At 65.7% G+C, this 25694-nt stretch carries 22 protein-coding genes; 13 read left to right on the forward strand and 9 right to left on the reverse strand.

What is annotated here, in order from left to right:
* Position 1: 1 nt before the first annotated feature.
* From E8F11_RS22960 to E8F11_RS22975, 4 genes are all read left to right on the forward strand, one after another.
* Entirely contained in the window at positions 2–3190 is a 3189-nt protein-coding gene (locus E8F11_RS22960; protein WP_280291196.1) for an efflux RND transporter permease subunit, read from the forward strand.
* Positions 3190–4578: a TolC family protein gene (locus tag E8F11_RS22965; protein WP_280291225.1), complete on the forward strand. Its 1389-nt coding sequence runs from the start codon at positions 3190–3192 to the stop codon at positions 4576–4578. The genes E8F11_RS22960 and E8F11_RS22965 overlap by 1 nt, the downstream gene beginning before the upstream one ends.
* A gap of 191 nt (positions 4579–4769) precedes the next feature.
* Positions 4770–4964 (forward strand): hypothetical protein, encoded by a 195-nt coding sequence (locus E8F11_RS22970; RefSeq protein WP_280291197.1) that lies wholly within the window; start codon positions 4770–4772, stop codon positions 4962–4964.
* Positions 4965–5159: 195 nt separating this feature from the next.
* Entirely contained in the window at positions 5160–5633 is a 474-nt protein-coding gene (locus tag E8F11_RS22975; protein ID WP_280291198.1) for a hypothetical protein, read from the forward strand.
* A gap of 80 nt (positions 5634–5713) precedes the next feature.
* On the opposite strand, the gene E8F11_RS22980 is transcribed toward E8F11_RS22975, so the two are convergent.
* Complete coding sequence (locus tag E8F11_RS22980; RefSeq protein ID WP_280291199.1) at positions 5714–6073, reverse strand: DUF3509 domain-containing protein; 360 nt, start codon at positions 6071–6073, stop codon at positions 5714–5716.
* A gap of 132 nt (positions 6074–6205) precedes the next feature.
* Between E8F11_RS22980 and E8F11_RS22985 the strand changes: the two genes are divergently transcribed.
* The 3 genes from E8F11_RS22985 (at position 6206) to E8F11_RS22995 (ending at position 7883) form a co-directional block, all read left to right on the forward strand.
* The gene (locus E8F11_RS22985; protein WP_280291200.1) at positions 6206–6586 is read left to right on the forward strand and encodes a hypothetical protein; all 381 of its coding nucleotides are present in this window, start codon (positions 6206–6208) and stop codon (positions 6584–6586) included.
* A 99-nt stretch (positions 6587–6685) separates the two neighbouring features.
* Complete coding sequence (locus tag E8F11_RS22990) at positions 6686–7027, forward strand: FKBP-type peptidyl-prolyl cis-trans isomerase (RefSeq protein ID WP_280291201.1); 342 nt, start codon at positions 6686–6688, stop codon at positions 7025–7027.
* A 151-nt stretch (positions 7028–7178) separates the two neighbouring features.
* Positions 7179–7883, forward strand: coding sequence for a glutathione S-transferase N-terminal domain-containing protein (locus tag E8F11_RS22995; protein WP_280291202.1), 705 nt, complete (start codon positions 7179–7181; stop codon positions 7881–7883).
* Between the two features lie 722 nt (positions 7884–8605).
* Here the strand turns inward: E8F11_RS22995 and E8F11_RS23000 are convergent.
* The 3 genes from E8F11_RS23000 to E8F11_RS23010 form a co-directional block, all read right to left on the reverse strand.
* On the reverse strand, positions 8606–9577 hold the full coding sequence (locus E8F11_RS23000) for a GTP-binding protein (RefSeq protein WP_280291203.1): 972 nt from the start codon (positions 9575–9577) through the stop codon (positions 8606–8608).
* A 23-nt stretch (positions 9578–9600) separates the two neighbouring features.
* The gene (locus tag E8F11_RS23005) at positions 9601–11340 is read right to left on the reverse strand and encodes an amidohydrolase (RefSeq protein WP_280291204.1); all 1740 of its coding nucleotides are present in this window, start codon (positions 11338–11340) and stop codon (positions 9601–9603) included.
* Between the two features lie 99 nt (positions 11341–11439).
* A complete protein-coding gene (locus tag E8F11_RS23010; protein ID WP_280291205.1) occupies positions 11440–13023 on the reverse strand; it encodes an amidohydrolase in 1584 nt (527 codons plus the stop codon).
* Between the two features lie 157 nt (positions 13024–13180).
* Between E8F11_RS23010 and E8F11_RS23015 the strand changes: the two genes are divergently transcribed.
* From E8F11_RS23015 to E8F11_RS23035, 5 genes are all read left to right on the forward strand, one after another.
* The gene (locus E8F11_RS23015; protein ID WP_280291207.1) at positions 13181–14086 is read left to right on the forward strand and encodes a LysR substrate-binding domain-containing protein; all 906 of its coding nucleotides are present in this window, start codon (positions 13181–13183) and stop codon (positions 14084–14086) included.
* 291 nt (positions 14087–14377) lie between these two features.
* On the forward strand, positions 14378–15469 hold the full coding sequence (locus tag E8F11_RS23020) for an ABC transporter ATP-binding protein (RefSeq protein ID WP_280291208.1): 1092 nt from the start codon (positions 14378–14380) through the stop codon (positions 15467–15469).
* Positions 15470–15555: 86 nt separating this feature from the next.
* Positions 15556–16668, forward strand: a complete 1113-nt coding sequence (locus E8F11_RS23025) for an ABC transporter substrate-binding protein (protein WP_280291210.1) — start codon at positions 15556–15558, stop codon at positions 16666–16668.
* Positions 16669–16678: 10 nt separating this feature from the next.
* Positions 16679–17515, forward strand: a complete 837-nt coding sequence (locus E8F11_RS23030) for an ABC transporter permease (protein ID WP_280291211.1) — start codon at positions 16679–16681, stop codon at positions 17513–17515.
* Positions 17516–17521: 6 nt separating this feature from the next.
* Positions 17522–18364, forward strand: a complete 843-nt coding sequence (locus E8F11_RS23035; protein ID WP_280291212.1) for an ABC transporter permease — start codon at positions 17522–17524, stop codon at positions 18362–18364.
* Between the two features lie 190 nt (positions 18365–18554).
* Here E8F11_RS23035 and E8F11_RS23040 read toward each other — a convergent pair whose 3' ends face one another.
* Positions 18555–19289: a class II aldolase/adducin family protein gene (locus E8F11_RS23040; RefSeq protein ID WP_280291214.1), complete on the reverse strand. Its 735-nt coding sequence runs from the start codon at positions 19287–19289 to the stop codon at positions 18555–18557.
* A 110-nt stretch (positions 19290–19399) separates the two neighbouring features.
* Here E8F11_RS23040 and E8F11_RS23045 point away from each other — a divergent pair, with 110 nt between their 5' ends.
* Positions 19400–20293 carry a LysR substrate-binding domain-containing protein gene (locus tag E8F11_RS23045; RefSeq protein ID WP_280291215.1) on the forward strand — a complete coding sequence of 298 codons (894 nt, stop codon included), beginning with the start codon at positions 19400–19402 and terminating at the stop codon, positions 20291–20293.
* Positions 20294–20421: 128 nt separating this feature from the next.
* Here E8F11_RS23045 and E8F11_RS23050 read toward each other — a convergent pair whose 3' ends face one another.
* The 4 genes from E8F11_RS23050 to E8F11_RS23065 all read right to left on the reverse strand — a co-directional run bounded on the left by E8F11_RS23050 (position 20422) and on the right by E8F11_RS23065 (position 25603).
* Positions 20422–21447 carry a LacI family DNA-binding transcriptional regulator gene (locus E8F11_RS23050; RefSeq protein ID WP_280291216.1) on the reverse strand — a complete coding sequence of 342 codons (1026 nt, stop codon included), beginning with the start codon at positions 21445–21447 and terminating at the stop codon, positions 20422–20424.
* A gap of 187 nt (positions 21448–21634) precedes the next feature.
* Entirely contained in the window at positions 21635–23245 is a 1611-nt protein-coding gene (locus E8F11_RS23055) for a 5-guanidino-2-oxopentanoate decarboxylase (RefSeq protein WP_280291217.1), read from the reverse strand.
* A 362-nt stretch (positions 23246–23607) separates the two neighbouring features.
* Positions 23608–25188: a threonine ammonia-lyase, biosynthetic gene (gene ilvA / locus E8F11_RS23060; protein WP_280291218.1), complete on the reverse strand. Its 1581-nt coding sequence runs from the start codon at positions 25186–25188 to the stop codon at positions 23608–23610.
* A 220-nt stretch (positions 25189–25408) separates the two neighbouring features.
* Complete coding sequence (locus E8F11_RS23065; protein WP_280291219.1) at positions 25409–25603, reverse strand: hypothetical protein; 195 nt, start codon at positions 25601–25603, stop codon at positions 25409–25411.
* Between the last annotated feature and the right edge of the window lie 91 nt (positions 25604–25694).

The following is a 25694-nucleotide window of genomic DNA, read 5'->3' on the forward strand; positions in this document are numbered from 1 at the left end:
CATGAATTTCTCCCAGTTCTTCATCCAGCGGCCGATCTTCGCCGCCGTGCTGTCGCTGCTGATCCTGATCGGCGGCGCCATCTCGCTGTTCCAGCTGCCCATCAGCGAATACCCGGAAGTGGTGCCGCCGACGGTGGTGGTACGTGCCAGCTTCCCCGGCGCCAACCCGAAGGTGATCGGCGAGACCGTCGCCTCGCCGCTGGAACAGGCCATCGTCGGTGTCGAAGGCATGCTCTACATGTCCTCCCAGGCCACCGCGGACGGCCAACTGACCCTGACCATCACCTTCGCCCTGGGTACCGACCTGGACAACGCGCAGGTGCAGGTGCAGAACCGCGTGACCCGTACCGAGCCCAAGCTGCCGGAGGAAGTCACCCGGATCGGCATCACGGTCGACAAGGCCTCGCCCGACCTGACCATGGTCGTGCACCTGACCTCGCCGGATAACCGCTACGACATGCTGTACCTGTCCAACTACGCCGCGCTCAACGTCAAGGACGAGCTGGCGCGCCTGGACGGCGTAGGCGACGTGAAGTTGTTCGGCATGGGCGACTATTCCCTGCGCGTGTGGCTGGACCCGAACAAGGTGGCCTCGCGCAACCTGACCGCCACCGACGTGGTCAACGCCATCCGCGAGCAGAACCGCCAGGTGGCCGCGGGCGCCCTCGGCGCGCCGCCGTCCAATGCCGGCAACAGCTTCCAGCTCTCGATCAACACCCAGGGCCGCCTGGTCACCGAGGAAGAATTCGAGAACATCATCATCCGCGCCGGCGACAACGGCGAGATCACTCGCCTGAAGGACATCGCCCGTGTCGAGCTGGGCTCCAGCCAGTACGCCCTGCGCTCGCTGCTGAACAACCAGCCGGCAGTGGCTATTCCGGTATTTCAGCGTCCCGGCTCCAACGCGATCGAGATCTCCGATGCAGTCCGGGCGCGCATGGCCGAGCTGAAGCAGAACTTCCCCCAGGGCATGGACTACGAAATCGTCTATGACCCGACCATCTTCGTACGGGGCTCCATCGAGGCGGTGGTCCACACCCTGCTCGAAGCCATAGTGCTGGTGGTGCTGGTGGTGATCCTGTTCCTGCAGACCTGGCGCGCCTCGATCATCCCGCTGGCCGCCGTGCCGGTGTCGCTAATCGGCACCTTCGCGGTGATGCACCTGTTCGGCTTCTCGTTGAACGCCCTGTCGCTGTTCGGCCTGGTGCTGGCCATCGGCATCGTGGTCGACGACGCCATCGTTGTGGTGGAGAACGTCGAGCGGAACATCGGCCTCGGCAAGTCACCTGTAGAGGCCACCCGCCAGGCCATGAAGGAAGTGACAGGCCCGATCATCGCCACCGCGCTGGTGCTGTGCGCGGTGTTCGTCCCCACCGCCTTCATCTCCGGCCTCACCGGGCAGTTCTACCAGCAGTTCGCGCTGACCATCGCCATTTCCACGGTGATCTCGGCCTTCAACTCGCTGACCCTGTCGCCGGCCCTGGCTGCCGTGCTGCTGAAGGACCACCACGCGCCGAAGGACCGCTTCTCCCGCGTGCTCGACAAGCTGTTCGGTGGCTGGCTGTTCGGCCCGTTCAACCGCATGTTCGAACGCGCCGGCGGTGGCTACGTCGGCACCGTGCGCCGCGTGCTGCGCGGCAGCGGCATCGCCATGTTCGTCTATGCGGGTCTGCTGGTGCTCGGCTACCTGGGCTTCTCCAGCACCCCGACCGGCTTCGTGCCGCAGCAGGACAAGCAGTACCTGGTGGCCTTTGCGCAACTGCCGGATGCCGCCACCCTGGACCGCACCGAAGCGGTGATCAAGCGCATGTCCGAGATCGCCTCCAAGCATCCGGGCGTGGAGAACACCGTGGCCTTCCCGGGCCTGTCCATCAACGGTTTCACCAACAGCCCGAACAGCGGCATCGTGTTCACCCCGCTCAAGCCCTTCGACGAGCGCAAGGACCCGTCCATGTCCGCCGGTGCCATCGCCGCCGAGCTGAACAAGCAGTTCGCGGATATCCAGGACGCCTACATCGCGATCTTCCCGCCGCCCCCGGTACAGGGTCTCGGCACCATCGGTGGCTTCCGCCTGCAGGTGGAGGACCGTGGCAACCTGGGTTACGAGGAGCTGTACAAGCAGACCCAGAACATCATCGCCAAGGCGCGCCAGCTGCCGGAGCTGAACCCCATGTCGGTGTTCACCAGCTACCAGGTCAACGTGCCCCAGGTGGATGCCGCCATCGACCGGGAGAAGGCCAAAACCCACGGCGTGGCCATCAGCGACATCTTCGACACCATGCAGGTGTACCTGGGTTCGCTGTACGCCAACGACTTCAACCGCTTCGGCCGCACCTACCAGGTCAACGTCCAGGCAGAGCAGCAATTCCGCCTGGAGCCCGAGCAGATCGGCCAGCTGAAGGTGCGCAACAACCGTGGCGAGATGATCCCGCTGTCCACCTTCGTCAAGATCGACAGTACCTCGGGTCCTGATCGCGTGATGCACTACAACGGCTTCATCACCGCCGAGATCAACGGCGCGGCCGCGCCGGGCTACAGCTCCGGTCAGGCCGAGGCGGCGATCGAAAAGCTGCTGAAGGAAGAGCTGCCCAACGGCATGACCTTCGAGTGGACGGACCTGACCTACCAGCAGCTCCTCGCTGGCAATACCGCGGTGTTCATCTTCCCGCTCTGCGTGCTGCTGGCCTTCCTGGTACTGGCCGCTCAGTACGAGAGCTGGAGCCTGCCGCTGGCGGTGATCCTGATCGTGCCGACCGTGCTGTTCTCCGCCATCACCGGGGTGATCCTGGCCGGCAGCGACAACAACATTTTCACCCAGATCGGCCTGATCGTACTGGTGGGCCTGGCGTGCAAGAACGCCATCCTCATCGTCGAGTTCGCCAAGGAGAAACAGGAAGAAGGCCTGGACCGCGTCGCCGCCGTTCTGGAAGCCTGCCGCCTGCGTCTGCGCCCGATCCTGATGACCTCCATCGCCTTCATCATGGGCGTGGTGCCCCTGGTGCTGTCCTCCGGCGCCGGTGCGGAAATGCGCCATGCCATGGGTGTGGCGGTGTTCAGCGGGATGATCGGCGTGACCTTCTTCGGCCTGCTGCTGACCCCGGTGTTCTATGTCCTGATCCGCGGCTTCGTCGAGAAGCGCGAAGCCCGCAAGGCCGCCCGCGGCCAGCAACTGAAGGAAGTACACGCATGATGAAAGCCTTCGCCCCTGCCCTGCTGGCCCTGGCACTTTCCGCCTGCGCCGTAGGCCCGGACTACAAGGCCCCCGTGAGCGAGCCCGCGCGGCTCGCCTCGGCCGACGGCGCCAAGGTCGACCGCGCCCGTTTCGAGAGCCTCTGGTGGCAGCAGTTCGACGACCCGACCCTGAACCAGCTGGTGCAGCAGTCCCTGCAGGAAAACCGCGAGCTGCGCGTGGCCTTCGCCCGCCTCAAGGCCGCCCGCGCCATCCGTGACGACGTCGGCAACGACCAGTTGCCGGTGGTCACCGCCGGCGCCGGCGCCGAGATCGGCAAGGGCCAGCAGCCCGGCATCACCGAGGAACGGGTCAACACCGAGCGTTACGACCTTGGCCTGAACATGGCCTGGGAGCTGGACCTGTTCGGCCGCATTCAGCGCCAGATCGAAGCCAGCGAAGCGGAAAGCGAAGCCGCCGAAGCCGACCTGCAGCAGCTGCAGGTCAGCCTGATCGCCGAGCTGGTGGACGCCTACGGCAACCTGCGTGGCGCCCAGCTGCGCGAACGCATCGCCCGCGAAAACCTGGAGAACCAGCAGGAATCCCGTGGCCTGACCGAACAACTGCGCGATGCCGGCGTCGGCAGTGAGCTGGACGTGCTGCGCGCTGATGGCCGCCTGGCGGCCACCGAGGCCAGCCTGCCGCAACTGCAGGCCGAGGAAGCGCGCGCCCGCAACCGCATCGCCACCCTCCTCGGCCAGCGGCCGGAACAGCTCGCCGTGGACCTTTCGGCCAAGCCGCTGCCGGTGATCGCCAAGGCCCTGCCCATCGGTGACCCGGCAGAACTGCTGCGCCGCCGCCCGGACGTGCGTTCGGCCGAGCGCCAGTTGGCCGCCGCCACCGCCGGTGTGGGCGTCGCCACCGCCGACCTGTTCCCCCGCGTCAGCCTTTCCGGTTTCCTCGGTTTCACCGCCGGCCGTGGCTCGCAGATCGGCTCCTCCGCAGCCCGCGCCTGGGCCGTGGCGCCGACCATTTCCTGGGCGGCATTCGACCTCGGCAGCGTGCGGGCCCAGATCCGCGCCTCCGAAGCCGATGCCGAAGGCGCCCTGGCCAGCTACGAGCAGCAGGTCCTGCTGGCCCTGGAAGAGTCGGAGAACGCCTTCAGCGACTACGGCAAGCGCCAGCAGCGCCTGGTTTCCCTGGTGCGCCAGTCGGAAGCCACCCGCGCCGCCGCCGAACAGGCCGCCACCCGCTACCGCGAAGGCACCGTGGACTTCCTCGTGCTGCTGGACGCCGAACGCGAGCGCCTGGCCGCCGAAGACGCCCAGGCCCAGGCGGAAGTCGAGCTCTACCGCGGCATAGTCGCCATCTACAAGGCCCTTGGCGGCGGCTGGCAACCCCAGGCCTGACATTTTCCTCCCAGTCCGGCCAAACCAGGCCGGCCTCTTCGCCCCGCGGCGTTCGGCTCCTTGCCGCGGGGCGCTTTCTGCCTCCGCAGGCAGTTCTGCGGACCAGGAGCCTTCACTCCGTCAAGGATGGCAACGCCGAATTCGGAGTTGTTCTGAATACCCCAACCCTTGATCTCGACAGGAGACACACCATGAAAACCCTTATCACTTCCGCCACGCTGCTCGCCGTCGTCCTTTCCGCCGGTACCGCCATGGCATCGGGAGGCGGCGATCGCGTGATCAAACGCTACGAAACGCGTCTCGCCCAGGTGGAACTGCAGAAACGCCAGGCCCAGGAAGCCGTAGCCCAGGAAAAGGAACTCGCCGAGAAGGCGAAACGTGGTTAAGCCACTGGGGGGGCAGGTTCGCCTGCCCCTTTCTGCGCCCGAGTTGAGTGAAGCGATACCCATCACCGCCTGCCCATGGGCTCAGCGGAATTCAAACCGTCCAAACCTGCGATCACAGCCACCGGTGGCCAGAGCCATTGCCGGTTCGGCAACAACCCGCTAGCGTCCATCCATCCCCGGCCCTGCGACGCAAGCATGCCCACCGACACCCAGATACTCGCCGCCATAGACGCCGCCTTCGGCGACTGTCCGCGGCCGGAGCATTTCACCAACTACCGGCACTGCTGCGAATGCGCCGAGCACGACGAGCTGTTGTGCAGCCGCGACCGCAGTACCCTGCAACACGCCGATGTCGGCAATGCCGGCTGGGACCCCATCTGTTTCTGCTCAGCGGAAGGCATCGCCTATTACATGCCCGCCCTGGTGCGCTTCGCCCTGGACGAGCCGGGAGAACAGCTGGACTGGTATGGCTGGCAGCTGGTCTTCCACCTCTATCAGGGTGCTGCCTACAACGTCTTCCTCAACCACTGCGACGCGAGCCAGCGCCAGGCGATCGCTGCCCTGCTCGCGCACCTGGTGGAGACCCGTGCCGAGCTGCTGGAAACGGAAGCCGACGATGTGCTGAGAGCCCATGAGATCTGGTCGACCCATGGCGCCCAGGGGGCTTAGCCGGCACTCCGCTCAAGCGCGACTTTCGCGAGCAAGCTCGCTCCTACACAAAGTTTCGCGACAATAGCAGTCGACCCGAATCAGGCCCGCTGCCGGCTGTGCGCGCGGTCATGCTCCAGCTTGCGCCGGGCCACCAGGGTCTTGGCCGCAGTCATATGGATGGGGCCGCCCAGATAGGTCGGCAGCTCGCGGGAAACCCAGTCGATGCCCTTGCCATTCCAGACCACCTCGCCCGCCTCGAGCTTCATGTCGCGCTGTAGATCGCGGATCGCCTGACGTACGCACGTCTCGCTGTAGAGCGCGCCGCTGTCGATGGCCTTGTAGAAAGGCCGGCCATCTACCCCTACCAGGGTAAGGAGCAGCGTGCCGTCCGGCCGCGGCTTGATGTCGACCTGATGTTGCGGGAAGGCGTCGAAGAAGGCAGTGAATGCGAGTTTCATCTGGGTACTCCCGTACGGTTGTTGGGTGACTATTCCAAGCAGTAGCCGTGCCCGGTTCAGCGCACCCGTGAAACAACCCATGAATCAATGACCTGGGATCGTTGGCCAGTGATGTGCCGTAGGGACATTTGCATGATTCGGATTTGCCATCCGTGCAATCTGCATGACGCTGGCGCCTGCCGTCGTGCAGAAGAAACCTTGCCAACTGGCGGCGGCTCCGAACTCCAGAAGCAGGGAAAAGCCGTTGAGGAGATCGCCATGACCACTCAGGCGCCCAAGCACCCATCGCCGGCGCACTGCTGGTGGCCGTCTGACTTGTTGGAACTGGGCATTGAAATCATCCTCTGGCAGGTGGACTGGTGCGTCTGCCGGACGCTGACGTTCAACCGATACCCGGGCATCCCCACCAATGGCCAGGATCGGGCATCGAGGCTTAGCCTGTTTCTAGTCTGCAGCATCGGCTTCGCGGCCCTGGTAGCGCTCGGCATCGGCCTGGCGCTGCAGTCAGGTTGAATAGCGCTGGCATCGCTTCCGGTTGCCAGCCCGCTCGAATCCTGCGAAAACGCAGCCCGAAATGGCCACACCCGGCCGCAGAACCAAGGAGCACGACGAATGAGTCACGAACTGCAGATCACCGATATCCAGCTGGGCGATGGCAAGGAGGTGGTCAAGGGCGCCCTGATCACCACCCACTATCGGGGCACCCTGGAAGACGGCACGGAATTCGACTCTTCCTATGCACGTGGCAAGCCGTTCCAGTGCGTGATCGGCACCAGGCGCGTGATCCGCGGCTGGGATATCGGCCTGATGGGCATGAAAGTGGGCGGTAAGCGCAAGCTCTTCGTTCCGGCACACCTGGCCTACGGCGAACGCCAGGTCGGCGCCCATATCAAACCCAACTCCAACCTGCTGTTCGAGATCGAGTTGCTGGAAGTCCTCACCCGCGACGACTGATCGCCCTCCCCGCTGGCTCTCCCTGGGGGATGCTCGCGGCTATCGCCCTCAGCCGTCTGCCAACCACCAGGAGTTGAACCAGTGCCTTCCGCTGCCCGTCCCTTGGCGGGTAAGGTTGCCTATCCGCCCCAACCTCGAACAGGGAGTCCCCATGCACGATCTGTCGGCTTTCCCCATCACCCGCAAATGGCCCCCGACCCGGCCGGACCGCCTCCAGCTCTATTCCCTGCCGACGCCCAACGGCGTCAAGGTGTCCATCATGCTGGAGGAGACGGGGCTGCCCTACGAGCCGCACCTGGTGAGTTTCGAGCGCAATGAGCAGATGTCGCCGGAGTTCCTCTCGCTCAACCCGAACAACAAGATTCCCGCCATCATCGACCCCAACGGCCCGGATGGCCGCCCGCTGGCGCTGTTCGAATCCGGCGCCATCCTCATCTACCTGGCGGACAAGACCGGCCAGCTGTTGCCCGAGGGCGCCGCCGACCGCTACGAGTGCATCCAGTGGCTGATGTTCCAGATGGGCGGGATAGGCCCGATGTTCGGCCAGCTCGGGTTCTTCAACAAATTCGCCGGCAAGGACTACGAGGACAAGCGCCCCCGCGACCGCTACGTGGAAGAATCCAGGCGCCTGCTGGCCGTGCTCGACCAGCGCCTGGAGGGCCGCGACTGGATCATGGGCGAGCAGTTCAGCATCGCCGACATCGCCACCTTCCCCTGGGTGCGCAACCTGGTCGGTTTCTATGAAGCCGGTGAACTGGTGCAGTTCGAGCGCTTCGCCAACGTGAAGCGGGTGCTGGAAGCCTTCCTGGCACGTCCGGCGGTGATCCGCGGGCTGGGGATTCCCGCGCGGGATTGAATCCCGGATGCAAAAGCCTTGTGGGGGCGATTTCAATCGCTGAGCAGGCCGCAGGCCTGCCCTCCAGACCATCAGGGGGCAGCTTCGCCTCCCTTGGCGAATGAATTGGCTATATCTGCGTTAGCTGTTGCAGAACCGAATAGAAGCGGTTAGTACGGCTCTTTCAGGCCTCCGCGCCTGCCTGATGCATCCCTCTCCCCCGGCCCCCGCCCTGCGCCCCAGCCTGATCGCTTCGCGCTCAGTCGCTCATCGGCACCGGAAGCGGTGCTTCCGAAAGCGTGCCTCTTCGCCCCAGAGGTAGAGGGGTGACTCGCGCCTGACAGGGCGTAGCAATCCTGACGCCTGATCATTGCCTGAACCTGTGCAGAAGAGGTGGGGCAGGGACCTGCCCCGTCAGGAGGCCGAGTGGAAGCGTTGCGCAGGGGGACGAGCGGCATGGATGCCGCGAGCGGCGTGTGGGGCCATGGATGGCCCCTCACGCCGGGCCCCCGGAGCAACGATGGAGCGAGGGGACCCGGCGCAGCCGGGCCGGATGCAGGGGCGAGCGTTCTTGGTTACTTCTTTGGCGTTTGAAAGAAGTGACTCGCCGGGAGGCGAAACAGGGACTCGCAGCCCACTCGATAAGCAGCTCGGCTCAGGACGCTCTAGCAACACTTAATGCAGACATAGCCAATGAATTCGCCCCCACAAAAGGCAGGCCTGCGAGCCTACGAGGCGACGGGCTACCCGGCTATGCACGCCTCGAACGCCGTCTGCAGCCCTGCCGCATCGACGGCGCCGCGCTTGCCGATAACGATCAACTGGGTATGCGGCGCCCTGCCCTCCCAGCCCTCTTCCGGCTTGATTTCGCTGCGGCTGCCCACCAGATGGAGGACGCAGCGCTTGCCCGGTGCTTCGGCGATCTGGCATACGCCCTTGGCGCGGTAGATCTCGCTTGGCAGCCCGGCAAGGACCTCGCGCAGCGCCTTGAGGGCCAGGGGCCGCTCGCTGGAGAAACTCCAGGTATCGAATACGCCACCATGGTCCGGCGGCGCCGCAGCCAGCACCGGAGCCGGCGCGACGGTCGCCGGCTTGAAGCTCCAGGTGGACTTGAAGCGCCCGACACCCAGCACCAGTTCCAGCGGCACATCGCCGTACCGGCTTTCCAGCAGCCGCGCATTGGGGTAGAGCCAGCGCGCCTTGAGAGCCTCGACCTGCTCACGGCTGACCCGATCCACCTTGTTCAGGACGATGATGTCCGCCACATCCAGCTGCTCCATGGCCAGCTGCGCCATGTCGCCTTCGAGGCTCTCGAACTGCTCGGCGTCCACTACCGTGAGGATGCTGTCGATGGCCAGCGTCTCGCGGAACTGCGGGTAACGCAGGGTATTGGCGATCTTGCCCGGGTTGGACACCCCGCTGGCCTCGATGACGATGTATTCCGGCCGATTGGCGCGGTCGTCCAGCAGACGCCCGAGCTGCTCGATGAGGTCGCTTTCCACCGTGCAGCAGATGCAGCCGTTGGCCAGGCTGACCATGGTCTGGGTCTGGCTGACGATCAGCTGGCTGTCGATGTTGATCGCGCCGAAGTCGTTGACCATCACCGCCATGCGCAAGCCGTGGTCGCTGGTGAGGATGCGGTTCAGCAACGTGGTCTTGCCGGCGCCGAGGAAGCCGGACACCAGGGTCACGGGAATCGGGTCGTGTCTGCTCATGTTCTTGCCTCGTCTCGCGAGCCTCAGAGGATGTTGGGCAGCTCGCTACGCCAGGTAGCGGCGTAGGAAGTGCCGTCGAACTCGCCGTGACGGTCCCAGGTCACCTCGCCTTCCAGCAGCGTCAGCTGCACCTGGGTGGCGTGGATATTGCCCTTGGGTTCCAGCTCGAACAGGTTGCGGTCGAGCACGATGAGGTCGGCGGATTTGCCCACTTCGATGGAACCTGCCTTGTCCTCGATGCCCATGCACCAGGCGCCGTTGAGGGTCATCACGCGGATGGCCTGCTCCAGGGAGATCGGGCTGCCGTAGAAGCGCCCCTCCTCTTCGCCGAACGGGTTCTCGCGGGTGACCATGGCCTCGAAACCTATCCAGGGATTGATGCTGGACACCGGCCAGTCGGTGCCCATTACCGCCACGCCGCCATGCTCCAGCACGCCCTTGAAGTTGTAGGCGCGCTGCATGCGGTCCTCGCCGAACACGGCGCGGGCGTTGGCGAAGGAGGACGGGAACCAGCCCACCGGCGAAAACTCGGCCGTCACCTGCAGTTCGGCGAAACGCGGCAGGTTGGCGTCCAGCAGCGTGGTGCTGTGGGCGCACTGGTGGCGCACGCCGCTGTCGCCATTGCGCCGGCGGGCTTCGGCCACGGCGTCGAGGAACAGATCGGAGGCACCGTCGCCGGTGCAGTGGGCGATCACCCGGATGCCCCTGCGGTCCATGTCCACCACCATGTCGGAGATGTGCTCCGGCGTCAGGTTGAGGTGGCCACGCCAGCTGCTGTCGCCCGGCCAGGCGCTGGACAGGTAGGACGAGCGCGACTCGTGGGTGCCGTCGAAGTGGAACTTCACCGCGTTGGCGTTCAGCCGGGCGCTGCGGTAGAAGTGCCGCTCCCCGGCCAGCAGCTCCCAGCGGCGCTTCACCGGGAAGATGTCGTCCTGCCAGCTGATGGCGGCCTCCACCCGCACAGAGAGTTCACCGACCTGGTCGATGGACTTCAGCGCGTTCAGGCGGTGTTCGCAGACGTGGACGTACTTGGTACCCACCACGCCATGGCCGCTCTGGAACCACACGCCTTCGCGGTAGGCGCGCTTCAGTGCGTGCTGCGGGGTGGGCGGCATGGCGGCGTGGATCAACGCATAGGCGCCGTCGACCAGGATGCCGGTGGGCACGCCGGTGACGCTGTCGCGCTCGATGTAGCCGTGGCGAGGGTCCAGGGTGTCGGCGTCGATGCCGGCCAGCTCCAGGGCCTTCGAGTTGACCATCATGCAGCCCCAGGAGCGGTCGAGGATGGCCACCGGGCGGTCCGGCAGGACGCTGTCCAGCCAGTCGCGGTCCGGCACCAGGCCGGCCTGCTTGAAGGTGTAGCGGACGAAGTACTGGCCATAGACCCAACCATCTCCCGGATGGGCGGCGGCGTAGTCGAGGATGGCCTGCCTGACCTGCTCCGGGGTCGGGTCTTCGACGCCCACTTCCAGATAGCCCGCATAGCCGGGGGCCAGCTTCAGGTCCGGGTGGGTGTGCATGTCGTAGAGGCCGGGCATGGCGAAGCGGCCCTGCAGGTCCAGTACCTGGGTGTGAGCGCCGATCAGGTTCGCCACGCTGGCACTGTCGCCGACGGCGATGAAGCACCCGCCACGAATGGCCACGGCGTCGGCCCAGGGGTTGGCAGCATCCACCGTGTAGATGCGGCCGTTGGTCAGCACCAGGTCGGCGGCACCGGCGGGACCGGGCACGTTGCTGGAGCGGAAGTCGGTTGGGTTACCCATGACAATGGCACCTTTGGGGAAAAGAGCGGGCTTCCTGCCCGCCCTGGGTCAATCAGTCGAGAAGCGTGTGGCCGCACAAGGCCAGGACCGGCAGCGCGATCACTCGTCGTCGCGTGCGGGAATCCACCACTCTTCGCCACGCACGGTGCGGATGTACTCCGGCCAGCGGAAGCGATGGGGTGCCTGGAAGTCCTGCGGCAACAGCGGCGCCTGCCAGTGGCTGCCGCCGATGCCGCCGCCGGTGCGTTCGACGAACTCGGCGCGGGCGGCCTGCAGCAGCTCGGGCCGGGTGAAAAGGTCCACCAGCGTCGCGGCGATGGTCTTGGCCGCCACCTGGATCATCGGGTCGATGGTCTGGCGGATGCCGCCCAGGGCATTGGCCACCCAGTCCGGGTAGACATAGCCGGCCGGCGCCGAGAGCATCGGCCGCGCCACCAGCAGGCGCACGGTGGGGCAGTGCCAGGTGTATTCGGGGTAGTCGTCCGAGGTCAGGTACTTCTGCCAGGCCGGCATCTGCTGGCGCAATTGGCGCTCGCATTCCTGGGGCTCGATCAGTTCCTCGGTGGCCGGCAGGAAGGGCTTTTCCATGGGTTCCAGGCCCAGGTTGGCCTGGATCTCCTGGGCGATCTCGATGGCTTCGCCGTTCCAGCGCGGAGCACCGACCGCCGCCAGGTTGTCGTAGGTGGCCTGGGCCAGCGCATGGTTGGGCAGGCCGCCGCGGGACTTGCAGACCCAGGTCTTCTTCCACTGGCAGCCGGTGGCCAGCGCGGCCGCTGCGGCGTTGTTGTCCATCACCTGGGCAATGGTTTCGGCCTGTTCGATGGAGTCGCAGCGCAGCAGGTACTGGATCTGCGAGATGTGCGGCGGCAGGTTGTCCGCCGTGGCCTGCCCGGCGGTGAGGATCGCCTCGTTGTAGCTCCACAGGCCGGTGAAGGGCAGCGTGGAGCGGCGCAGGCTCTCGTTCAGGGTGTAGAAGTGCACCAGGGCATCGTTGGCGCCCGGCGCGCGGGCGGCCAGGTGGTTCTGCGGAATGGGGCTGTACTTGTCGGAGGCGATCCAGTTCTGCGGGTCTTCACAGGTAAAGGTGTAGATATAGGCGTAGGCGATGCCGCAGTGGGTGTCCCAGGTGGTGGTGTTGTTCAGCGGCAGCATGTAGGTCGGGTGGAAGCTGATGGCTGCGTCGAGGTCGTCGTAGTAACCCTTGGCGGCATGCACCGGCTTGGAGGCGCGCAGCTTTTCCGCCGGCTCGCCGAAGAACTTCAGGGTGCCCTGGATGCCGTGCTCCAGCATCGCCGCCTTGGCCGCCAGCAAGCCACCCAGGGCACTGATGCCCAGCGCCGAATGCGGATCGGTATGGCCGGGGGCGAAGCGCGAAAGCCCCTCGCGCGGCATCTTGCGGGTCGCCGCGGCCTGGCAGTTGCCGGGCACCGCGTCGTACTCGCCGTAGGTGGCCAGCACCGGGCCCTCGCCATTCTTGAAGGTGGCGCAGAAAGCGGTGGGCATGCCGCCGCTGCCCTCTTCCACGTCGAAGCCTTCCTTGCGCAGGAGCTCCACGTACCAGGCGCAGGACTTGTATTCGCGGAACGCGGGCTCGGCGTAATGCCAGATCACCTGGTGCCAGTCCGACAGCGTCTTGTGGTGGTTCTCCACCCAATCCAGGGCGAATTGCTTGGGCTCGTGCATGAACGGGATTCCTTGATGGTGAGACGACCCCTGTCCGCGCAGACCGGCCAGGGGCGAGCTGGCCCTAGTATTGTTGAAGCGAGCCATCCAACAATCGATTTATTTCGCCACTAATGTTTAGATATTTTCACCAGATGCCCTGCAATCCGGAGCCACCATGCGTTTTCCCTCGATGACCGCCCTGCGCGCACTGGACGCCGTCGCCCGCCTCGGCAGCGTGTCCGCCGCCGCCCAGGAACTGAACCTCACCCGCAGCGCCATCAGCCACCAGATCAGCAGCCTCGAAGAGAGCCTCGGCTTCACCCTCACCGAGCGCATCGGCCGTGGCATCGGCCTCACCTACCAGGGCGAGCGCTACGCACGCGAGGTGCACAGGATTCTTTCCAACCTCGAAGAGGCCAGCCGCCGCCTGGATGACCAGCAGGTGTCTGGACGGCTCTGCGTGAGCTGCAACCCCGGTTTCGCCACCTACTGGCTGTGCCACCACATCGGCGGCTTCCTGCGCCAGTACCCGCAGGTCCAGCTGCAGCTGATCTCGCCGCGCGCGCCGGATGACGTGAGCAACGCCAACGTCGATCTGTACATCTCCTACGGCATCGGCGACTGGCCGGACCTCGCAGTCGAGCAGATCGTCGCGCTGCGCTTCTTCCCGGTATGCAGCCCGCGCCTGATCAACGCCCTGGGCGGCCTGAAAAGCGCGCAGGAGCTGAGCGGTTTCCCCTTGCTGCACATGACCGACTACAGCGACTGGCGGGTCTGGCTCACCGCAGCGGGCGCCTCGAACATCGACGCCGCCACCGGCATCGTCTTCTCCGATGCCCACTGCGCGCAGTCCGCCTGCATCGCCGCCCAGGGCGTATCCATCGGCGACAACCTGATCAGCGGCGACGCCATGGCTCGCGGCCTGCTGGTACGGCCCTTCGAGATCTCCATCGATTCCCACCGCGGCTACTACCTGGTGGCCGACCCGCAAAAGGCCGAACGCCCTGCCGTGCAAGCCTTCAGCAACTGGGTGAAGACCCAGCTGCAGGCCTCGACCCAGCTCTGGCAGGACAATCGCTAGGCGCCAGGGCCCCACGCCGGCACGCTCTATCCCGGTGCGCACAGCGCACCCTACGGGTGATCGCTTCCACGTAGGGTGCGCCATGCGCACCGATTCCGGCCTCACCGACCCAATGCGAAGCCCCGGGACCGTCCTGTCTACGCCCCTGCAATTGTCCAAAAAAACTAAACATTAGTGCGGAAATAATTCCATTGATGTAGCGCTGCCTTTGACAATAATGGCCAAAACCTCCATTCCGGACGTGCCTGCAAGTCCTCGCACGTCCCGCGGCCAACAAGGGGAGTAATCAGCGTGCCCAGCAGTCAGGCTATCCAGCTCAGCGCCCAGGGGATCAGAAAGCAGTACGGACACTTCACCGCCCTGGACGGCATCGACCTGGACATCCGTCAGGGCGAATTCCTCACCCTGCTCGGCCCATCAGGTTCGGGCAAGACCACCCTGCTGATGATCCTCGCGGGCTTCCTCGAAGCCACCTCCGGCTCGCTCATGGAAAACGGCATCGATATCAGCCGGCGCCCGGCCGAGAAGCGCAACTTCGGCATGGTCTTCCAGGGTTATGCGCTGTTCCCGCACATGACAGTGACGGACAACGTGGCCTACCCGCTGCGCATTCGCGGGGTCAAGGCGGAGGAACGGCAGCGCCGGGTCCGCCACATCCTCGAAGTGGTCGGCCTCGGCGCCCACCTGAACAAGAAGCCGGCGGAGCTCTCCGGCGGCCAGCAGCAACGCGTCGCCATCGCCCGCGCACTGGTGTTCGAGCCCGACCTGCTGTTGCTCGACGAACCCCTGTCGGCACTGGACAAGAACCTGCGCGAACAGCTCCAGGCCGAATTGCAACGCATCCACCGCCAGGTCGGCACCAGCTTCGTCTTCGTCACCCATGACCAGGGCGAGGCCCTGGCGCTGTCCACCCGCATCGCCATCTTCAACCAGGGTCGCCTGGCCCAGGTCGACAGCCCGGAAGACATCTATGACCGGCCGAACAGCCGCTTCGTCGCCGAGTTCCTCGGCAAGATGAACCTCTTCCCCCTGGCCGACGTTGCCCGCAACGGCGCCCACGCCAGCGGCCGCTGCGGTGACAACCACCTGCATGCCGCCGCGCCCGATGCCCTGAGCGGCGAGCCGCTGCTGCTGGCGGTGCGCCCCGAACACATGGACCTGCACACGGAAAGGCCCGACCTCAGCGGCCACAACGTGGTGCCCGCCCACCTCGCCGAAAAGGTCTACCAGGGCGCCAGCACCCACCTGGCGCTCAAGGTCGGCATGGACCTGCCCGCCATCAACCTCGCGGTGCCCGGCAACCACCCGGGCGCCCAGCTGGCCAGCGGCACGCCGGTCTGGCTGAGCTGGCCGGTGCAGAGGAGCTTCCTCCTCCAGGCCTGATCCACCGCGTTCGCCCACCCGCGTTTCCCTACAACAACAATCGGCAGCGCCCCGCCCCCGGAGGCCTGCCCAGCGAGGACTTGACCATGAGCCAGGAACATCATCGCGACTGCATCGAAATCCTCATCGAGAAAGCCCGTGGCGGGCAGATCAACCGCCGCACCTTCATCCAGGCCATGGGCCTGCTGGCCGCCGTGCCGCTGGCCATGCGCAGCGGCATCAGCTGGGCGGCGGACAAGCCGCTGGTGGTGGTGAACTGGGGTGGCGACGCCCTCGACGCCTTCCGCCGCGCCTGGACCGACAGCTTCAGTCAGAGCACCGGCATCCAGGTCCGCATCGACGGAGCCGGCCCGACCGAAGGCGCCATCCGCTCGCAGCTGGCCAGTGGCAAGCCGAGCTGGGACGTGGTCGACGTGGACAGCTACAGCGCCATGACGCTCGGCCGCGACAAGATCCTCCAGCCGCTGGACTACGGCGTCATCCAGCGCGACCAGGTCGCTCCCGGCCTGGCCCATGACCACGGCATCGCCGGCTACCTGTTCAGCTACGTGATGGCCTGGGACAGCGAGCAATTCGGCGACCAGGGGCCGTCGAACTGGGCGGATTTCTGGAACGTCGAGAAATTCCCCGGCAAGCGCACCCTCTACAAGTGGATGAACGGCATGCTGGAAGCCGCGCTGCTGGCCGACGGCGTACCCGCCGACAAGCTCTACCCGCTGGACGTGCCGCGCGCCCTGCGCAAGATCGACGAGCTCAAGCCCCACGTCCTGTCGTTCTGGAGCTCCGGCGCGGAAAGCCAGCAGTTGATGATCGAAGGCGAAGTATCGATGGGCGCCATCTGGAGCACCCGCGCCAAGCTGCTCGCCGAAGACAGCGAAGGCCGCATCCGCTGGGGCTATGACAACGCCTTCCTGAACGCCAGCAGCTGGGCAGTGCTCAGTGACAACCCCGCCGGCCGCCAGGAGGCCATGCGCTTCATCCAGCACGCGCTGCAGCCCGAAGGCCAGCTCAAGCTGTTCGAACTGCTCGGCAACGGCCCTTCCAACAGCTCGACCCAGAAGCTGATGACGGCCGAGCAGCGCGAGGCAGACTGCGCCTCCGAGGAGAACTTCAAGAAGCAGATCTTCCTCGACACCCAGTGGTACGCCGACCACTACGCCAGCACCCTGGAACAGTACCTGACCCACCTTTCCAAGTGAGCCGACGCGCATGAGCACAACCCACTCCGCCAACTTCGAGCGCAGCCTGCTGCTGATTCCCCTGCCCTTGCTGCTGGTGGTCTTCTACCTGCTGCCGTTCCTCGGCGTGGTGGGTTGGAGCTTCACCCTGCCGGAGCCCGGCATCGAGCAGTACCAGCGCATCGCCACCGACCCAGCCATCCACGACATGCTCTGGCGCACCCTGCGCCTGTGCCTGACGGTCAGCAGCCTGGCGCTGGTCATCGGCTACCTGCTGGCCTACTGCTGGGTATTCAGCCCGCCCTTCTGGCAGCGCATGGTGGAGATCTGCATCTTCATCCCGTTCTGGATCTCGGTACTGGTGCGGGCCTTCGGCTGGCTGATCGCCCTGCGCAGCAACGGCGTGCTGAACGGCGGCCTGATGGGCCTGGGGCTGATCGATTCGCCGCTGCAGCTGACCCGCAACGAAACCGGCGTGGTCATCGGCATGCTCCACTTCATGGTGCCCTACGCCCTGTTCCCGCTGCTCTCCAGCATGCGCCAGCTCGACCAGCGCGTGCTGCTGGCGTCCCGTGGGCTGGGCGCCGGCGCATTCCGCACCTTCTGGCAGGTGCTGCTGCCGCAGACCGTACCGGGCCTGCTGGGCGCCTTCATCATGGTTTTCGTGTTCTGCCTGGGCTTCTTCATCACCCCGGTGCTGCTGGGCGGCGGGCAGACGGTGATGATCGCTGAATACGTCTTCCTGCAGATGTTCCAGACCAGCAACTGGGGCTTGGGCGCCGCGCTCAGCGTGGTCCTGCTGGCCCTGGTCAGCGCGCTGATCTGGCTGCTCCTGCGCATAACCCGTGTCAACCGCCTGGTGGGCTGATCGATCATGAATACACACCGCACTGGCCTTTCCACCCGACTGCTGGCCACGGTCGCGATGGCCTTCATGCTGTTTCCGCTGCTGACGGTCATCCCGGTGTCCTTCACCAGCAAGCGCTACCTGTCGATGCCCAACGGCAATTGGTCGCTGCGCCACTATGAAGCCTTGCTGGGCAACCCGGACTGGATGGCGAGCATCCTCCAGAGCCTGACCATCGCCTTCGCCACAAGCCTGATTGCCACCACCCTGGCGGTGAGCTTCAGCCTCGGCATCTGGTACCTGCGCTCGCGCCTGGCCACCCTGCTGATCGGCCTGGTGCTGCTGCCCATGGCCATCCCGCCGGTGATCTCGGCCCTGGTCCTCTACTTCATGGAGACCAACCTCGGCCGCGTGCTGCCCGGCTTCGGCTACGACACCATTCCCGGCGTGGTCATCGCCCACGTGGTGATGGTGGTGCCCTACGGCGTGGTGACCATGCTCGTGGCGCTCAGCCAGATCGACCGCCGTATCGAACTGGCCTCGCGCAACCTGGGTGCCAGCCTGATGCAGACCACCTTCCTCGTGGTGATGCCGAACCTCAAGCTGGGCATCGCCTCCACCGCCCTGCTCAGCTTCGCCCTGTCCTGGGAGGAAGTGGCGGTGACCCTGTTCATCACCAGCGTCGACGTCAACACCCTGCCCCGCCGCATCTGGGGCGGCCTGCGGGACAACGTCGACCCCAGCGTGGCGGCCATTTCGGTCCTGCTGATTGGCGTAACCCTGCTGGTACTCTGCACGCGGCTGCTGTTCCAGTACCTGGCGGCGCGCAAGGCCAGGCAAACGGGAGAAACGGCGGCAGCGCCGGCCTGATGTGAAAAAGCCCGGATGAGAATCCGGGCTTTTTGTTTGCGCTGAAGCAACGCTTGCAAGGAACCTTGTGGGGGCGATTTCAATCGCTAAGCGGACCGCAGGTTCGCCCTGCCACTTCGATTGGGGCAGCTGCGCCGCCCTTAGCGAATGAATTCGCCCCCACAGGAAAACAGCCCTGGGCGGCCCCGGATCAGTCCCGGAACGACGGATCGATCCGATCCAGCCGGCGCAGTTCGGCCTGCCACACCAGGTCCACGCTCTCCAGGTGGTAGCGGTCGTTGTTCAACTGCCGCGCGGTGAACTCGCAGGCCTCGTGGTCCGGGACGATCAGCGGCCGGCCGGCCTTCATGGCCTCCAGCTGAATCTCGCATGCCTGGTTCAGGTAGTACATCAGGAAGTAGGCCTCGGCCACGCTGCGGCCGACGGTGAGCAGGCCGTGGTTGCGCAGGATCATGGCCTTGCTCTCACCCAGGGCGGCGACGATACGCCCGCGCACTTCGAGGTCCAGGGGCACGCCTTCGTAGTCGTAGTAGGCGAGGCGGTTGTAGAAGGTCATGTTGGTCTGGTTCAGTGGCAGCAAGCCCTCCTCCAGCGCCGCCACGGCCATGCCGGCCAGGGTGTGGGTGTGCATCACGCAGACGGCGTCGTGGCGGTGCATATGGATGGCGCTGTGGATGGTGAAACCGGCGGGGTTCACCTCGGGAGCGCCAGGCTCGAGCTTGTTCCCCTCGACGTCGATGGGGACGAGGTTGGAGGCCGTGACCTCTTCCGGACGCAGGCCGTACTGGTTGATCAGGAACGCCGGCTTCGCGCCGGGCAGGCGCACCGAGATATGGGTGAAAACCTGGTCGCTCCAGCCATTCAGGTCGAGCAATCGGTAAGCGGCGGCCAGGTCGGTGCGCAGTTGTTGTTCGGTCGTGTTCATCGGGTCTCCCGCAGGCATTGATGGATCAGCGCCGCAGACTAGGGCCGCTTGTTGACCGGGAGATATCGATTTATCTTGCCGACACTCATTCCAAATCGTAATGAACTGCCATGCGCCGACAGCTGCCCAGCCTGATTTCCCTGACCTGCTTCGCCGCCTTCGCCCGGCATATGAGCGTCACCCGCGCGGCGGAAGAACTCAGCCTGACCCAGGGCGCCGTGAGCCGGCAGATCAAGAACCTGGAGGACATGCTTGGCCGGCCCCTGGTGGAGAAGGTCCGCCAGCGCCTGTTGCTGACCGAGGACGGCCAGCGCTACGTGGAAGAAATCGCCCCCCTGCTCGACCAGCTGGAAGCCGCCACCCGACGGGTGAGCGCCAGGCAATCCGGGCGCCTGCGGGTCGGCGCCGAGCCCTCCCTCACCACCCGCTGGCTGCTGCCGAAGCTCAAGGCCTATGGACAGCTGCACCCGGAGATCGAGCTGCAGGTCATGAACGACCTGCAGCGGCTCTATGAACAATTGGAAGGCTTCGACCTGGCCATTCTCTTCGGCGACGGCCACTGGCGGGGGTTCGAAGCCCAACGGTTGATGGATGGCGAGATGGTCGCTGTCTGCACCCCGGACCTGCTCCAGCGCCACGGCCCGGTGGCCGAGCGACGCGACATCCTCCGCTATCCCCTGCTCCACCACAGCGCCCTCGCCGCCCAGGGCAAGTCCTCCACCCAGCTCTGGCTGCTGAGCGCCGGGCTGTCGCCACGGGAAATCGACGCCCTGCCCGGCCAGCGCCTGGAGCACTTCCAGTTCGTGCTCGACGCCGCCCTGCACGGGCTGGGCATCACGGTGCTGCCGCGCTACTTCGTCGCGCCGGAAGTGGAAGACGGCCGGCTGGTGATCGCCAGTCGGGAACCGCTGGTGTGCGGGGATTACTACCTGGTGTGGCCCGAAGGTTGTCGCGACGCCAGGGTCAGGATGTTTGCGGAGTGGCTACTGGCTGCTCAGCATTAGCGCTCTTTCGTGGGGGCGAATTCATTCGCTAAGGGCAGCGCAGCTGCCCCCTGCAAGTCTTTGGGGCGAACCTGCGGTCCGCTTAGCGATTAAAATCGCCCCCACAGGAAAAGCGGTCCGGCACGGAGTCAACGCCGCAGCGCCGTCGACTCCCGCGCCACCAGTTCGCTGCCCACATCCACCAGCGCATCCCAGGCCTGCTCGCCGCGGATGCGCTGGCAGAGCAATTCCACCGTGGAATTGGCAACACGCTCGGCGGGAATGCGCACGGTGGTCAGCGTCGGCATCGCCACCCGGGCTATGGGCAAGTCGCCGAAGCCGCAGATGCCCAGTTCGTCCGGCACCCGGATACCCAGACGCTGGCAGGTGAAGAGCGCGCCAATGGCCGGCATATCGTTGGTGAAGAAGGCGCTGTCGCAGTCGATCTCGCCGCGGGCGATGCGCTGGATGACGTCCACGCCGTCATCGATATGGGGCACAGGAGAGGTGTTCAGGCGCAGCGGTTCGACACCCAGCCCCTCGCTCACCGCCTGGCGGAAGCCAGAGAAACGCAGGTTCTCGCGATCGTCGTCATAGCCGAAGAAGGCCGGCCGGCGATAACCGCACTCCACCAGATGGCGTCCGGCGGCAGCACCCGCGGCCCAGTTGGAGAAACCCACCACCTGCCCCACGGGCTGGCGCGGCACCTCGCCTTCGGGCAGGTCCCATAGCTCGATCAGCGGGATATCGGTGGCTTGCAGCAGTTCCAGGGTTTCCGGCGCGTGGTAGCCATAGGCGAGGATCAGGCCGTCCAGCTGGCGGCCGAGGAAGGCCCGCAGCAACTTGGTTTCTTCTTCCTGGGAGAAGCGGGTTTCCCCGATCAACAGGTGATAACCGGCCCTGGCCAGGCCTTGCTGCAGGGTCTCGATGGTGGTGGCGAGAATGGGGTTGGTGATTGTGGTGATCAGCGCGCCAATGATGCCGCTGCGCCGGGTCACCAGCTGGCTGGCAGCCAGGTTGGGCACATAGCCCAACTCGCGCACCGCCTGCTCGACCTTCTGCCGGGTCTGCTCCGTGACCATGTCCGGCTTGGACAGGACCCGCGACACCGTCATGCCGGAGACCCCGGCCAGCCGGGCGACATCCTGCAGTGTGGGTTTGCTCTTGGTCGACATCCTGGCCTCTGGCGCCTATCGGGGAGGCGCATTATCCCTGAACAGCCGCGCTCAGGTGCAAATCCCTGTGGGGGCGATTTCAATCGCTGAGCGGACCGCAGGTTCGCCCTGCTGCCTCGACTGGGGCAGCTACGCTGCCCTTGGCGAATGAATTCGCCCCCACAGAAAAGCGAAGGCCACGCCTGGGTCAGGCGAGGAACTCCGCATGCTCCCACACCTCGATCACGGTCGGGCGATCGGCCTTGGCGGCGGTCTGCAGCAGCTCGGCCAGGTGGTCCAGGCTCTCGGCCTTCTCGGCATTGCAGCCGAACGCCTTGGCCAGGCCCTGGAAGTCCGGGGTGTAGATATCGACGCCGATGGTGGGGATGTCGCGGTTCTTCATGTAACGCTTGATCTCGCCGTAGCCGCTGTTGTTCCACAGCAGCACGATGATCGGCGCGCCGGCTTCCACGGCCGAGGCCAGCTCCGGCAGGGTGAACTGGATGCCGCCGTCGCCGATCAGCGCGATCACCGGGCGCTGCGGCGCGGCCAGCTTGGCGCCGATGGCCGCCGGCAGGCCGTAGCCGAGGGTGCCGTAGCCGGTGGCGGAGTTGAACCAGCTGCGCGGACGGGTGGCCTCGAACAGGTGGTTGCCGGAATACACCGGCTGGGTGGAGTCGCCGGCGACGATCAGGTCCGGCAGGGTCCGCTGCAGGGTTTCCAGCACCTTGCGCTGGCCATTCCAGGCTTCCGGCCACTGGGCGTCCAGTTGCTCGCGAACCGCCGCGGCGCGCTGCGAACCGGCGCTTTCGGCGCTGAACGCCGCGCCCTGTCCCAGGGCCGCCACCAGCGCTTTCATCGCCAGGCCGGCGTCGCTGAGAATGGCCACGTCGGCCGGGTAGTTGCGGTTCAACTGCTCGGCGTCGATATCGATGCGGATCAGCGTGCTTTCGATGCGGAAGTTGCCATCGAACACCACGTCATAGTCGGTCTCGCCCAGTTCGGTACCGATGGCCAGGATCACATCGGACTCCAGCACCATCTGCCGTACCGGCACCCAGGCCTGGTTGCAGCCCAGGGCCAGCGGGTGGTCCTTGGGCAGCACGCCCTTGGCATTGATGGTGTAGGCGGTGGGCGCATCCAGGGCCTCCACCAGGCGCAGGGCATCGGCGCCGGCGTCGGCGCAGCCACCGCCCAGCAGCACCAGCGGGCGCTTGGCGTTCTTCAGCAGTTCGGCGGCGGAGGCGATGGCCTCGGCGGCCGGACCCGGGCGACTCGGCAGCGCGCCCAGCTTGCGGCGCACATGGTCGGCGGGCGCGGTGATCACGTCGATCGGGATCTCGATATGCACCGGGCGCGGACGGGCGCCGTTGAACACGGCGAAGGCGCGGGTCAGCACTTCCGGCAGCTCGTCCGGGCGCATCAGGGTGTGGCTGAAGGCGGCGACGCCGGACACCAGGTTGCGCTGGGACGGCAGCTCGTGCAGGCGGCCGCCGCCCATCCCCAGCTGTTCGGTGTTGTTGACGCTGGAGATCACCAGCATGGGGATGGAGTCGGCGTAGGCCTGGCCCATGGCGGTGGTGATGTTGGTCATGCCCGGGCCGGTGATGATGAAGCACACGCCCGGCTTGCCGGAGACGCGGGCATAGCCGTCGGCCATGAAGCCGGCGCCCTGCTCGTGGCGCGGGGTGATGTGGCGGATGCGAGTATTCGGCAGGCCGCGATACAGCTCCACCGTGTGCACGCCGGGGATACCGAAGACGGTATCCACGCCAAAGCCTTCCAGCAGCTCAACCAGCAGTTCTCCGCAGGTCAACATGGGCACTCCTCCAAAGGATGTCGATCAGGAATGGTCGTTACTCTAACATCACTTTGTTAGCGCTAACATAGCTTTTGTCGGATTTGTCTGACATGCCTTTATTGCGAAGGGGCGAACAGGATTGTGGGGGCGATTTCACCGCTAGGCGAACCGCGCGTGCGCCCTCCGGACCCCAAGGGGGCCATTGCGTTGCCCTTGGCGAATGAATTCGCCCCTACAGAGGAGCGTCGCTAGTGCGTAGGGTGGATGTCGCTCTTTACATCCACCAACGGCGCCCGGCCCAGCTTCGATTGGTGGACAAAAAGAGCGTTGTCCACCCTACGGGGACGCTGTGCGGCCCATGTCCTTCAGCGAGAGGGAAGTCAGCCCAGGAACAGCCTGCAGGCCGGGTTGTCGCTCTCGTCCCGGTAGGGGTAGCCGATCTCGTCCAGTGCCTCGTGGATCAGGTGGCACTCATCTTCCGGCACTTCCAGCCCGGCGAGCACGCAGCCATCGGCGGCGCCGTGGTTGCGGTAGTGGAACAGGGTGATATTCCAGCGCCCGCCGAGCTTGTCGAGGAAGTTGAACAGGGCACCGGGGCGCTCGGGGAATTCGAAGTGGAACAGCTTCTCCTCACCGATGTACGCGGCACGGCCACCGACCATATGGCGGATGTGCAGCTTGGCCATTTCGTTGTCGGTCAGGTCCAGCACCGGAAAGCCCTGGGCCTGCAGGCTCTCCACCAGCGCTGCGCGCGGATCGGTCAGCGGATGGGTCTGTACGCCGACGAAAATGTGCGCCTCGTCCCCCGAGTTGTAGCGGTAGTTGAACTCGGTGATCTGGCGTCGACCCAGCGCCTGGCAGAAGGCCTTGAAGGCGCCCGGCCGCTCGGGCAGGGTCACGGCGATGATGGCTTCGCGCTTCTCACCCAACTCGGCGCGCTCGGCCACGTGGCGCAGGCGGTCGAAGTTGATGTTGGCGCCGGAGTCGATGGCCACCAGGGTCTGGCCGCTGGCGCCTTCGCGTTCCACATACTTCTTGATCCCGGCGACGGCCAGGGCGCCGGCCGGCTCGGTGATGGAGCGGGTGTCGTCGTAGATGTCCTTGATCGCGGCGCAGATTTCATCGGCGCTCACCGTCAGTACTTCATCGACGAAATGCCGGCAGACCTCGAAGTTGTGCGCGCCGATCTGCGCCACTGCCACACCGTCGGCGAACAGCCCGACCTGGTTCAGCACCACGCGCTCGCCGGCGGCAAGTGCGGCTTGCAGGCAATTGGAGTCCTCCGGCTCGACGCCGATCACCTTCACCTCGGGGCGCAGGTACTTCACATAGGCGGCGATGCCGGCGATCAGGCTGCCGCCGCCCACCGGCACGAAGATGGCGTCCAGCCCTCCCGCATGCTGGCGGAGGATTTCCATGGCCACCGTGCCCTGGCCGGCGATCACGTCCGGGTCGTCGTAGGGCGGGACGAAGGTCAGGCCCCTCTCCTCCGCCAGCTGCAGCGCATGGGCCAGGGCATCGGGGAAGGCGTCGCCGTGCAGCACCACCTTGCCGCCTCGGGAGCGCACGCCCTGCACCTTCAGCTCGGGGGTGGTGCGCGGCATCACGATGGTCGCCCGCACACCCAGCTCCCGCGCCGCCAGCGCCAGACCCTGGGCATGGTTGCCGGCCGAGGCGGCGATCACGCCACGGGCACGCTCTTCCTCGCTCAGTTGCACAACACGGTTGTAGGCGCCGCGGATCTTGAAGGAGTAGACCGGCTGCAGGTCCTCGCGTTTGAGCAGTACCCGGTTGCCCAGGCGCTCGCTGAGCTGGCGCGCCGGCTGCAAGGGCGTTTCGATGGCCACGTCGTACACGGGCGCGGCGAGGATCTTGCGCACGTAGTGCTTGAGCAGGCCCTCGCGGGATTCCAGCGGGCGCTCGGTCAATGGGTCGGCGGGTCGGGTGCAGGGGGTGGTCATGTGTGGCTCCTGGTTTCGATTTTTTCGCCCAGGAGACAGAAGGAAGAAACCCGCCTCGAGGGCGGGTTTCTGTTTGGTCGTCGGCTAACCCGCCACTGCTGGAATGGCGGTAATAATCGCGGGGCCGGACAACCAAGGGGATTTAGTCATGGCGGCCAATCTAGATGGCCGGCGCACCCCAGGTCAAGCAGCAATTTCTGCACATCGAACGCAATCCCTTTCAGCCCACATGGTCGCGAACCACACGCAGCTCGGCCGCGTCCTGGTTCATGCGCTGGATCACATCGAACAGCTGCTCCTTCAGCGCGGCGTCGCCTATACGGTCGGCGGCGCGCATCACGGCGATGGCGGCGGCTTCATTGTTCATGGCCACCGCATCCAGGGTCTTGCGAAAGTTTCTGAGGTTACGAGTCACACCGATGGTCTCTGGAAAAGCTGCGAGCACCCTATTAGATGAATATTTCCTTTTGGTTTCAGTGGCTTGGATCAATGGATCGGACTGTTGA

This window comes from Pseudomonas sp. BN417 (genome assembly GCF_029871205.1).
In the GTDB taxonomy this organism is placed as follows: domain Bacteria; phylum Pseudomonadota; class Gammaproteobacteria; order Pseudomonadales; family Pseudomonadaceae; genus Metapseudomonas.

Excerpts from the sequence above, each read along its gene's own strand:
- E8F11_RS22960 (WP_280291196.1), top strand. The coding sequence starts at position 2 with ATGAATTTCTCCCAGTTCTTCATCCAGCGGCCGATCTTCGCCGCCGTG.
- E8F11_RS22965 (WP_280291225.1), top strand. The coding sequence starts at position 3,190 with ATGAAAGCCTTCGCCCCTGCCCTGCTGGCCCTGGCACTTTCCGCCTGC.
- E8F11_RS22970 (WP_280291197.1), top strand. The coding sequence starts at position 4,770 with ATGAAAACCCTTATCACTTCCGCCACGCTGCTCGCCGTCGTCCTTTCC.
- E8F11_RS22975 (WP_280291198.1), top strand. The coding sequence starts at position 5,160 with ATGCCCACCGACACCCAGATACTCGCCGCCATAGACGCCGCCTTCGGC.
- E8F11_RS22980 (WP_280291199.1), bottom strand. The coding sequence starts at position 6,073 with ATGAAACTCGCATTCACTGCCTTCTTCGACGCCTTCCCGCAACATCAG.
- E8F11_RS22985 (WP_280291200.1), top strand. The coding sequence starts at position 6,206 with ATGATTCGGATTTGCCATCCGTGCAATCTGCATGACGCTGGCGCCTGC.
- E8F11_RS22990 (WP_280291201.1), top strand. The coding sequence starts at position 6,686 with ATGAGTCACGAACTGCAGATCACCGATATCCAGCTGGGCGATGGCAAG.
- E8F11_RS22995 (WP_280291202.1), top strand. The coding sequence starts at position 7,179 with ATGCACGATCTGTCGGCTTTCCCCATCACCCGCAAATGGCCCCCGACC.
- E8F11_RS23000 (WP_280291203.1), bottom strand. The coding sequence starts at position 9,577 with ATGAGCAGACACGACCCGATTCCCGTGACCCTGGTGTCCGGCTTCCTC.
- E8F11_RS23005 (WP_280291204.1), bottom strand. The coding sequence starts at position 11,340 with ATGGGTAACCCAACCGACTTCCGCTCCAGCAACGTGCCCGGTCCCGCC.
- E8F11_RS23010 (WP_280291205.1), bottom strand. The coding sequence starts at position 13,023 with ATGCACGAGCCCAAGCAATTCGCCCTGGATTGGGTGGAGAACCACCAC.
- E8F11_RS23015 (WP_280291207.1), top strand. The coding sequence starts at position 13,181 with ATGCGTTTTCCCTCGATGACCGCCCTGCGCGCACTGGACGCCGTCGCC.
- E8F11_RS23025 (WP_280291210.1), top strand. The coding sequence starts at position 15,556 with ATGAGCCAGGAACATCATCGCGACTGCATCGAAATCCTCATCGAGAAA.
- E8F11_RS23030 (WP_280291211.1), top strand. The coding sequence starts at position 16,679 with ATGAGCACAACCCACTCCGCCAACTTCGAGCGCAGCCTGCTGCTGATT.
- E8F11_RS23035 (WP_280291212.1), top strand. The coding sequence starts at position 17,522 with ATGAATACACACCGCACTGGCCTTTCCACCCGACTGCTGGCCACGGTC.
- E8F11_RS23040 (WP_280291214.1), bottom strand. The coding sequence starts at position 19,289 with ATGAACACGACCGAACAACAACTGCGCACCGACCTGGCCGCCGCTTAC.
- E8F11_RS23045 (WP_280291215.1), top strand. The coding sequence starts at position 19,400 with ATGCGCCGACAGCTGCCCAGCCTGATTTCCCTGACCTGCTTCGCCGCC.
- E8F11_RS23050 (WP_280291216.1), bottom strand. The coding sequence starts at position 21,447 with ATGTCGACCAAGAGCAAACCCACACTGCAGGATGTCGCCCGGCTGGCC.
- E8F11_RS23055 (WP_280291217.1), bottom strand. The coding sequence starts at position 23,245 with ATGTTGACCTGCGGAGAACTGCTGGTTGAGCTGCTGGAAGGCTTTGGC.
- ilvA (WP_280291218.1), bottom strand. The coding sequence starts at position 25,188 with ATGACCACCCCCTGCACCCGACCCGCCGACCCATTGACCGAGCGCCCG.